This window comes from Streptomyces sp. NPDC029296 (assembly GCF_055569255.1).
In genome coordinates, this window is sequence record NZ_JBVHXT010000022.1 from 99,470 (window position 1) to 110,301 (window position 10,832).

1 protein-coding gene is annotated in these 10,832 nt (G+C 77.7%); it reads left to right on the forward strand.

All coding sequences use genetic code 11. The annotated features are described in order from the left end of the window. The first annotated feature begins 30 nt into the window (after positions 1-30). On the forward strand, positions 31-10,740 hold the full coding sequence (locus tag ACZ4W9_RS20550) for an SDR family NAD(P)-dependent oxidoreductase (RefSeq protein WP_467937720.1): 10,710 nt from the start codon (positions 31-33) through the stop codon (positions 10,738-10,740). The last annotated feature ends 92 nt before the right edge of the window (positions 10,741-10,832 follow it).

Below are 10,832 nucleotides of genomic sequence, written 5' to 3' on the forward strand. Positions count from 1 at the left end.
CCGGTGTCGGCCGAAAGTGGAGATGCGTGGATGAACGGGCCCGGATCCGACTCAGCTCTGGCACGACGGCTCGCCACGGCCGTCCCCTCCCGGCACCGCGCGCTGGTGACCGACCTCGTGCGCACGGCCGTGGCCGAGGCGATCGAGACGGCCCGGCCGGGCACGCCGGCCCCGCTCGACGCGTCCGCGCCCCTCGCCGCACAGGGACTCGACTCGCTCGCCGCGGTCGACCTGCACCGGCGGCTGACCGCGCTGACCGGCCTCGACCTGCCGGTCGGCCTCGCCTACGACTGCCCGACCGTCCAGGACCTCGCGGCCCGGCTGCTCGCCGAGGTCCACGGCACCCCGGACACCCCCGCCGAGCCGGCCGGTGACCCGGACCCCGGCGAACCGGTCGCCGTCGTCGGCATGGGCTGCCGCTTCCCCGGCGGCATCGCCTCGCCCGCCGACCTGTGGCGGCTGCTCACCGAGGGCGGCGAGGTGCTGACCGGCTTCCCCCGCGACCGCGGCTGGGACCTGGACGCCCTCTACCACGAGGACCCCGAGGTGCCCGGCAGCACGTACGTGCGCAGCGGCGGATTCCTCGACACCGCCACCGAGTTCGACGCCGACTTCTTCGGCATCAGCCCCCGCGAGGCGCTCGGCATGGACCCGCAGCAGCGGCTCGTGCTGGAGACCTCCTGGCAGGCCCTGGAGGACGCCGGCATCGACCCCACGGCGCTGCGCGGCACCCCGGCCGGCATGTTCCTCGGCGCCGAGATCCAGGAGTACGGCCCGCGCCTGCACGACGCCCCGGACGGCCTGGACGCCTATCTCCTCGCCGGGAACGCCAACAGCGTCATATCCGGCCGCGTCGCCTACGTGCTGGGCACCGAGGGGCCCGCGGTCACGGTGGACACCGCCTGCTCCGCCGCCCTGGTCGCCGTCCACCTGGCGTGCCGCTCGCTCAGGCAGGGCGAGTCCTCGCTCGCGCTCGCCGGCGGCGTGGCCGTCATGGGCGGCCCCGGGGTGTTCACCGCCTTCAGCCGGCAGCGCGGCCTCGCCCCCGACGGACGCTGCAAGGCGTTCTCCGCCACCGCCGACGGCACCGGATTCGCCGAGGGCGTCGGCGTGCTCGTCCTGGAACGGCTCTCCGACGCCCGCCGCAACGGCCACCGGGTGCTGGCCGTGGTGCGCGGCTCGGCGGTCAACCAGGACGGCGCCTCCAACGGCCTGACCGCACCCAGCGGCACCGCCCAGCAGCGGCTGATCCGCCGGGCGCTCGCCGACGCCGGCCTCACCGCCGCCGACATCGACGTGGTCGAGGCGCACGGCACCGGCACCCGGCTCGGCGACCCCATCGAGGCCACCGCGCTGCTCGCCACCTACGGCCAGGACCGGCCCGCCGGCGCGCCGCTGCTGCTCGGCTCCGTCAAGTCCAACCTCGGGCACACCCAGGCCGCCGCCGGTGCCGCCGGCCTGATCAAGACCGTCCTCGCCATGGAGCACGGACAGGTGCCGGCCACCCTCCACGTCGACGCGCCCACCCCGCACGTCGACTGGTCCTCCGGGGCCGTGGAACTCGTCACCGCGCCGCGCGCCTGGCCCGACACCGGCCGGGCCCGGCGGGCCGGGGTGTCCTCGTTCGGCGTCAGCGGCACCAACGCGCACGTCATCCTCGAACAACCCGAGCCCGAGCCCCGGCCCGAGGTCCGTGCGCCCGGTCCGGACGCGCGTCCCGCCCCACCCGCCGGGACACCGCTGCCGTTCGTCCTGTCCGCCCGGGGCGAGGCCGCCCTGCGCGCCCGCGCCGCCGACCTGCTGCCGCTGGCGGCCGAGGCCGATCTCCTGGACCTCGCCCACTCGCTGGCCACGACCCGGGCCGCGCTGCCCGACCGGGCCGTCCTCCTCGCCGCCGACCGCGCCGAACTCCGCGCCGCCCTCGACGGCCTGGCCTCCGGGACCACCCCGCCCACCCCGCGCGCCGACGGCGAACTCGGCTTCCTGTTCACCGGGCAGGGCAGCCAGCGCCCCGGCATGGGCCGCGAACTCGCCGCCGCCCATCCGGTGTTCGCCGACGCCCTGGACGACGTCTGCGCCCACTTCGACCTCCAGCTCGACCGGCCGCTCAAGGAGATCCTGTTCGCCGGCCCCGGCACCCCCGAGGCGGAGCTGCTGCACCGCACCGAGTACGCGCAGCCCGCCCTGTTCGCCGTGGAGGTGGCCCTGTACCGGCTGCTGGAGAGCTGGGGCCTCGCCCCGGACCACCTCGCCGGGCACTCCGTCGGCGAGATCGCCGCCGCCCACGTCGCGGGCGTCCTCACCCTCCAGGACGCCACGATCCTGGTCGCCGCCCGCGGCCGGCTGATGCAGGCCCTGCCCGAGGGCGGCGCCATGGCCGCCGTACGCGCCGCCGCGGACGAGGTGGCGCCCCTGCTCACCGCCCGCACCGGCATCGCCGCCGTCAACGGGCCCGCCGCCGTCGTCGTCTCCGGCGACGCGGCCGACGTGGAGCTGATCACCGCCGAACTCGCCGCCCGCGGCCACGACACCAAGCGGCTGCGGGTCAGCCACGCCTTCCACTCGCCGCTCATGGACCCCATGCTGGCCGGGTTCCGCCGGATCGCGCACGTCCTGGACTACGCCGAACCGAGGCTGCCGATCGTCTCCACCGTCACCGGCGGCCCCGTCACCGCCGAACTGCGCGACCCCGAGTACTGGGTGGAGCACGTCCGCGCACAGGTCCGCTTCCACGACGCCGTCCGCTCCCTCGCCGACGCCGGGGTGCGCACCTTCCTGGAGGTCGGCCCGGACGCCGTGCTGTCCGCCATGGGCCCCGACTGCGCCGACGCACCCGGCACCGCGTTCCTGCCGGTGCTGCGGCGCGAGCGCTCCGAGCCGCGCGAGGCCCTCGCCGCGCTGGCCACCGTCCACGCCCGGGGCGTCCCCGTCGACTGGCGGCGGCACTTCGCCGGCCTCGGCGGGCACCGGATCGACCTGCCCGGCTACCCCTTCCAGCGGCGCCGGTTCTGGCTGGAGCAGCGCACCGGCACCGACGCCACCGGCCTCGGCCAGCTCCCCGCCGGCCACCCGCTGCTGGCGGCCGTCGTCGCCGTCGGCGCCGAGGGCGTCGTCCTCACCGGCCGTCTCTCCACCCGTGCGCAGCCCTGGCTCGCCGACCACGTCATCGCCGGCCGGGTGCTCCTCCCCGGCACCGCCTTCGTCGAACTCGCCCTGCGCGCGGGCGAGCACGCCGGCGCCGGCACCCTGGAGGAGCTGACCCTCGGCGCCCCGCTGGTGCTGCGCGCCGAGGAGGACATCGCCGTGCAGGTCGCCGTCGGCGAACCCGACGCCACCGGCCGGCGCACCGTCACCGTGCACAGCCGCACGGACCGGGCCGCGCCCTGGACGCAGCACGCCACGGGCGTCCTCACCGCCGCCGCCCCGCCCGCCCCGGCCCCGCTCACCGAGTGGCCGCCGCGCGACGCCCGGCCGCTGGACACCACCGGCGTGTACGCCGGACTCGCCGGACAGGGCTACGACTACGGACCCGCCTTCCAGGGGCTGCGCGCCGCCTGGCGGCACGGCGACGACGTGTACGCCGAGGTCGCCCTGCCCGAGGACGCCGCCGCCGGCGCCGGCGCGTTCGGCCTGCACCCGGCGCTGCTCGACGCCGCGCTGCACGCCGCCGACCTCGGCACCCCGCCGCGCCCGGAGGTGCTGGTGCCGTTCGCCTGGACCGGCGTCACCCTGCACGCCACCGGCGCCACCGCCCTGCGCGTACGGATCACCCGCCGGGGCGGCGACACCATCGCCGTACACCTCGCCGACCCCGCCGGCGCCCCCGTGGCCGCCGTCGAGGCCCTGACCTCCCGCCCCGTACCGGACCAGGACGTCCTGTACGCCGTGGACTGGCGGCCGTACCCCCGGCCCGCGACCACCGAGCCCCTGCGGACCGCCGTCCTCACGGACGCCGCGGAGCCGCTGGGGGACGGATCCGCCCCGGACGCCCTCGTGTACCGCGTCCCCGGCCCGGCGGACGCCGGCGCCGAACAGGCGTGCGCCCAGGTCCGCCACGTCCTCGGCCTGCTGCGCACGTGGCAGGGCGACACACGCCTCGCCGGGACCCGGCTGGTCCTCGTCACCCCGCCCGGCAGTCCCGCCCACGCGGCCGTCCGCGGCCTGGTCCGCTCCGCCCAGGCCGAGAACCCCGGCCGCTACGTCCTGGTCGAGCACGAGACGCTGCCCTCCGAGACCGACCTGCGCCGCGTCCTCGCCACCGGCGAACCCGAACTCTCCCTGGCCGACGGCGCGTTCAGCGTGCCCCGGCTGACCGTGCGGCCCCCGGGCGAGGAGACGGCGGCCGACTGGGGCACCGTCCTCGTCACCGGCGGCACCGGCGGCCTCGGCGCGCTCCTCGCCCGCCACCTGGTGGCCGCCCACGGCGTACGCCGCCTGGTGCTCGCCGGCCGCCGCGGCACCGCGCCCGACCTGCACGCCGAACTCACCGCACTGGGCGCCGAGGTGACCGTCGCCGCCTGCGACACGGGCGACCGCGAGGCACTGCGCCGCCTGCTGGAGCGGCACCCGGTGGACTCCGTCGTGCACGCGGCGGGCACCGTCCGCGACGGCGTCGTGGACACCCTCACCGACGCGATGGTCGACGAGGTCTTCCACGCCAAGGCCCTGGGCGCCTGGCACCTGCACGAACTGACCCGGGACCGCCGGCTCGCCCGCTTCGTGCTGTTCTCCTCCCTCGCCGCCGTCCTCGACGGAGCCGGGCAGGGCAACTACGCCGCCGCCAACGCCTACCTGGACGCCCTCGCCGCCCACCGCGCCGCCCTCGGCCTGCCCGCCACCTCCCTCGGCTGGAGCCTGTGGGCCACCGACACCGGCATGGGCGCCGCCCTGGACGACACCGCCCGCGAGCGCATCGCCGCCTACGGCGTGCCCGGGCTGTCCGCCGCCCGCTCCCTGGAACTGTTCGACGCCGCCGTCCGCTCCGGCGCCCCCCACCTGCTCCCGGTGGAGATCGACACCGCCGCCGTCCGCCGCCGCCCCGACGGCGTGCCGCCGCTGCTGACCGGCCTCGTCCGCCCGCCCGTCCGCCGGGCCACCGCGGGCACCGCCCCCGCGCCGGTCACCGACGGACGGCTCGCCGCGCTGCCCGCCGCCGACCGCGACCGCGCCCTGCTCGACCTCGTGCGCACCGAGGTCGCGGCCGTACTGCGGCACGACGGCCCGTCCGCCGTGGACCCCGGCCGGGCCTTCACCGACCTCGGCTTCGACTCGCTCGCCGCCGTCGAACTGCGCAACCGGCTGAACACCGCCACCGGGCTGCGGCTGCCCGCCACCCTCGTCTTCGACCACCCCACCTCCCGCGCCCTGGCCGCCCACATCCGCGACACCCTCTTCGGCGCCGGCCCCGACCCCGATCAGAGTTCCGCCGCCCCCGCCCGCACCGCCCCGGACGACGACCCGATCGCCATCGTCGGCATGAGCTGCCGCTACCCCGGCGAGGTCCGTTCCCCGGAGGACCTGTGGCGGCTCGTCGCCGACGGCGTCGACGCGGTCGGCGGCTTCCCGGCGGACCGCGGCTGGGACACCGAGGCGCTGTACGACCCCGAGCCGGGCACCCCCGGCCGCACCTACACCCGCGAGGGCGCCTTCCTGTACGACGCGGCCGAGTTCGACGCCGGCTTCTTCGGCATCGGCCCCCGCGAGGCCACCGCCATGGACCCCCAGCAGCGGCTCCTGCTGGAGGTGTCCTGGGAGGCCCTGGAGCGCTCCGCCATCGACCCGCACCGGCTGCGCGGCTCCCGCACCGGCGTGTTCGCGGGCGTCATGTACCACGACTACGGCACCTGGCTCGCCGAGGTCCCCGAGGACCTCGCCGCCTACCTCGGCAACGGCAGCCTCGGCAGCGTCGTCTCCGGCCGGGTCGCCTACGCCCTCGGCCTGGAGGGGCCGGCCGTCACCGTCGACACCGCCTGCTCCTCCTCCCTGGTCACCCTGCACCTGGCGGCCCAGGCGCTGCGGCAGGGCGAGTGCGACCTCGCCCTGGTCGGCGGCGTCACCGTCATGTCGACACCGGACACCTTCGTGGACTTCGCCCGGCAGCGCGGACTGGCCGCCGACGGCCGCTGCAAGTCCTTCGCCGCCGCGGCCGACGGCACCGGCTGGGGCGAGGGCGCCGGCATGCTCGTCGTGGAACGCCTCTCCGACGCCCGCCGCAACGGCCACCGGGTCCTCGCCCTGGTGCGCGGCTCCGCCGTCAACTCCGACGGCGCCTCCAACGGCCTCACCGCCCCCAACGGGCCCTCCCAGCAGCGCGTCATCCGCGCCGCGCTCACCGCCGCCGGGCTCACCCCGGCCGACGTGGACGCCGTCGAGGCGCACGGCACGGGGACGACCCTGGGCGACCCGATCGAGGCGCAGGCGTTGCTGGCCACCTACGGCCAGGACCGCGAGGAGCCGCTGTGGCTGGGCTCCGTCAAGTCCAACATGGGGCACACCCAGGCCGCCGCCGGGGTCGCCGGGATCATCAAGATGGTCATGGCGATGCGCCACGGCGTGCTGCCCAGGACCCTGCACGTCGACGCGCCGTCGCACCAGGTCGACTGGAGCACCGGCGCCGTGGAACTGCTCACCGAGCGGCGCCCGTGGCCCGAGACCGGCCGGCCCCGCCGGGCGGGCGTCTCCTCCTTCGGGATCAGCGGCACCAACGCCCACGTGATCCTGGAGGAGTTCCCCGCACCCGAGCCCGCCGAGCCGGACCCCGCCACCGCCCCGCCGGTCCTCGCCCTCCCCGTCTCCGCGCGCTCACCCGAGGCCCTGCGCGGCCAGGCCCGGCGGCTGCTGGAACTGACCGGCACCGCCCCCGCCGACCTCGGCCTGGCCCTCGCCACCACCCGCGCCACCCACCCGCACCGCGCCGTCCTCCTCGCCACCGACGCCGGCCGGGCAGCCACCGCCCTGGACGCCCTCGCCCACGGCACCGAGGCCCCCGGACTGCTGGTGACGGGCACCGCCACCGACGGCGACCTGGCCTACCTGTTCTCCGGCCAGGGCGCCCAGCGCCCCGGCATGGGCCGCGAGTGGTACGACGCCTTCCCCGTCTACGCCGAACACTTCGACCGCGTCGCCGCGCTCTTCGACAAGCACCTCGAACGGCCCCTCGCCGAGGTCGTCCTCGGCGACGATCCCGGGACCCTGGAGCAGACCGCCTACACCCAGGCCGCCCTGTTCACCACCCAAGTGGCCCTCTACCGGCTGCTGGAGTCCTTCGGACTGCGCCCCGACCGGCTGGCCGGGCACTCCGTCGGCGAGTTCGCCGCCGCGTACGTCGCCGGCGTGTGGTCGCTGCCGGACGCCGTCACCGCCGTCGCCGCCCGCGGCCGGCTCATGCAGGCCCTGCCCGCGGGCGGCGCGATGGTCGCCGTCCAGGCGTCCGAGGAGGAGGCCGCCGCGCTGGTGGACGGCGAGCGGTGCGCGATCGCCGCCGTCAACGGCCCCGGGGCCGTGGTCGTCTCCGGCGACGAGGACGCCGTCACCGAGGTCGCCGCGCACTTCGCCGACGCCCGCCGGCTGCGCGTCTCGCATGCCTTCCACTCGCCCCGCATGGCCCCCATGCTGGCCGCCTTCCGGGACGTCATGGCCGCTCTGCCGGCCGCCGAACCGGCCATACCGATCGTCTCCACCCTCACCGGCGCCCCGGCCACCGCCGCCGACCTCGGCTCCGCCGACTACTGGGCACGGCACGTACGGGAGACCGTCCGCTTCGCCGACGCGGTCGCCACGCTGGCCGCGCAGGGCACCGGCACCTTCCTCGAACTCGGCGCCGCTCCCGTGCTCAGCGCCCTCGGCCCCGACTGCGTGCCGGACGCCGGGGACACCGCCTTCGTCCCCGCCGCCCGCAAGGACACCGCCGAACTGCCCGGCCTGCTCGCCGCCCTCGCCGCCGTCCACACCCGGGGCCACGACGTCGACTGGGCCGCGCTGTACGGGACGTACGCGGGGCGCCCGGTCGACCTGCCCACCTACGCCTTCGCCCACCAGCGGTACTGGCTGCCCACGCCCGCCGTCACCGCCGGCGACGCCGCCGGGCACGGGCTCGCCGCCGCCGGACACCCGCTGGTCAGCGCCCGCCTGGACCTGCCCGGAGACGCCGGGGTGCTGCTCACCGGCCGGATCTCCACCGCCACCCACCCGGTCCTCGCCGACCACGCCGTGCTGGGCACGGTCCTGGTGCCCGGCGCCGCACTCGTCGACCTCGCCCTGCACGCCGGACGCCTGACCGGCCGTCCCGTCCTGGACGAGCTGACCCTGCACGCCCCGCTGGCGCTGCCCGGGGACACCGCCGTACGCCTCCAGGTCGCCGCCCGCGCCGACGGCACCGTGGAGATCCACTCCCGCGCCGAGCACGCCCCCGCCGACGAGGGCTGGACCCACCACGCCACCGGCACCCTCACCGACTCCGCACCCGCACCCGCACCCGCACCCGCGGCCGGTGCCTGGCCGCCGCCCGGGGCCACTCCGCTCGACGTCGGCGGCCTCTACCCGCGCCTGCACACCGAGGGCTACGACTACGGTCCCGTCTTCCGGGGCGTCCGGGCCGCCTGGCGGGACGGCGACACCCTCCTCGCCGACCTCGAACTGCCCGCGCGGGCGGGCCAGGACGCCGCCCGGCACGTCCTGCACCCCGCGCTGCTGGACTCCGCCCTGCACGTCACCTCCCTGCTCGACGGCGAACCGGGGCCCGACGGGCCGTCCGACGGCGTCGCCCTGCCCTTCGCCTGGACCGGGGTCGCCCTGCACGCCCAGGCGTCCCTGACCGCCCGGGTCCGCGTCACCCGCCACACCGACGGCACCCGCATCGAGCTGGCGGACACCGAGGGCCGGCCCCTGGCCACCGTCGCCTCCTACGTCACCCGGCCGGTCACCGCCGACCGGCTCACCCGGCGCCGCCGCCACCTCTACGCCGTCACCGAGGCACCCCTGCCCGAGGCCGCCGGGCGCCCCGACCGCCGGAGCTGGGCGGTCCTCGGCGACGACGACCTCGGCCTCGGCGCCCCCGTCCACCCCGGCCTGGACGCCCTCGGCACCCCGGTACCGGACGTGGTGGTCCTGCCCGTGACGGCTCCCCGCGCCGAAGACGTGCCCGGCGCCGTGCGCGGCGCGCTCGGCCGCACCCTGGAGGTCCTCCAGTCCTGGACGGCCGACGACCGGTACGCCGGATCGGTGCTCGTGGTCCTCACCGGCGGCTCGCTCGCCGACGCGGCGGTGCACGGGCTGGTGCGGGCCGCACAGGCCGAGGACCCCGGCCGGATCCTCCTCGTCGAGCGGGCCGCGCCCGACGCACCCGTGCCCGACCGGGCCGCGCTGGCCGCCCTCCTCGACTCCGGGGAACCCGAGGTCCGCTGGCGGGACGGCACGGCCCACGCGCCCCGCCTGGTCCGCGCCGACGACACCGAGACCGCGGACCGCCCGTGGGGCACCGTCCTCGTCACCGGCGGCACCGGCGGACTCGGCGCCCTCGTCGCCCGCCACCTGGCCGCCCGGCACGGCGTCACCCGCCTGGTGCTGACCAGCCGCCGCGGCCCCGACGCGCCCGGCGCCGCCGCACTGCGCGCCGACCTCGCGGACCTCGGCGCCGAGGCCGACCTCGTCGCCTGCGACGTCGCCGACCGCGCCGCGCTCGCCGCCCTGCTCACCGCGCACCCCGTGGACAGCGTCGTGCACACCGCCGGCGTCCTGGACGACGCCCTGATCGGCTCGCTGACCCCGGCGCGGCTGGACACCGTCCTGCGGCCCAAGGCGGACGCCGCCTGGCACCTGCACGACCTGACCCGGGACGGGGAACTGGCCCACTTCGTGCTGTTCTCCTCGGCCGCCGGCACCCTCGACGCCTCCGGACAGGGCAACTACGCCGCCGCCAACGCCTTCCTCGACGCCCTGGCCGCCCACCGCGCCGCCCTCGGCCTGCCCGCCACCTCCCTCGCCTGGGGCCTGTGGTCCGGCGGCGGCATGGGCGCCGCGCTCGGCACGGCCGACGTCCAGCGCATCGAACGCACCGGCATCGGCGCGCTCGACCCGGACGAGGCACTGGACCTGTTCGACGCCGCCGTGGCCGCGGGCACCCCCGCCCTGGTCCCGGTACGGCTGGACACCGCCGCCCTGCGCCGCCGCGCCGACGACGTCCCGGCCGTGCTGCGGCCCCTGGCCGGCGCCACCGCCCGCCCGGACCGCGCCGACCACGCCCGCACCCTCGGCGAACGACTGGCCGCCCTGCCCGCCGCCGACCACGAGCACACCGTGCTGGAGGCGGTCCGCACCGAGGTGGCCGCCGTCCTCGGCCACCCCGGGCCCGCCGCCGTGGAACCCCGCCGCGCCTTCACCGAACTGGGCTTCGACTCGCTCGCCGCCGTGGAACTGCGCAACCGCCTGGGCGCGGCCAGCGGACTGCGGCTGCCCTCCACCCTCATCTTCGACTACGCCACCCCGGCCGCCCTCGCCGGCCACCTCCTCCAGCGGCTGCGGCCGGAGCCCGAGCCGGCCGCGCCCGGCGACGACGACGAGGTGCGCGCCCTGATCTCCCGCATCCCCGTCGCCCGCCTCCGCGCCGCCGGACTGCTGGACAGCCTGCTGAAACTGTCCGGGCCCGCCGCGGAGACCGCCCCCGCCGAACCGGCCAGGGACATCAGGACCATGGCCGTCGCCGACCTGGTGCGCGCCGCCCTCGACCGCACCGCCCCCCAGTGACCCACCCCCGGTGCCGGACGACGCGCCGCGTCCGGCACCGGGCCACCCGCACCGGCGCACCCGCCACCGCGTCACCAGCGCCGCCGAGCCAG

What these genes read in the sequence shown, in the direction of transcription:
- ACZ4W9_RS20550 (WP_467937720.1), top strand. Translation starts at nt 31, where the DNA reads ATGAACGGGCCCGGATCCGACTCAGCTCTGGCACGACGGCTCGCCACG.